Annotated in this window: 1 protein-coding gene; it reads right to left on the bottom strand. The window is 62.5% G+C overall.

Annotated features, from left to right (window positions below; translation table 11 throughout):
• On the bottom strand, positions 1-288 hold a 288-nt coding region (locus LKL37_RS23015; protein ID WP_431612574.1), incomplete at both ends, for a hypothetical protein.

Genomic DNA, 288 nt, shown 5'->3' with positions numbered 1-288 from the left:
TGCCTCTTGATCCTCCAGTTCCCCAGGGACTGATCCTTGTCGGAGTTGATCTTGAGCCCCACGAACCTGCCCTCCAGGTCAATCTCCTCCATGCTGACGCTGCAGGTGGCCGAGGCCTGCTGGGCCAGGCAGAAGCTGCTGCTGCTGCTGCTCCAGGTGGCCCGTGAGATGGTGACCCGTGAGGCGGGGCTGGGAGACAGCTTCAGCCTCTCCTCCTCGCCCTCTAGGAGCTTGCGGTAGGCGCTGATCTCCAGTTCCAAGGTCAACTTGACGTCCAGCAACTCCTGG

Source organism: Chryseobacterium sp. 'Rf worker isolate 10', assembly GCF_050753305.1.
GTDB lineage: Bacteria > Bacteroidota > Bacteroidia > Flavobacteriales > Weeksellaceae > Chryseobacterium.
Note: the sequence above shows the minus strand (reverse complement) of the source record. Positions and strands in the feature narration are given on the sequence as shown.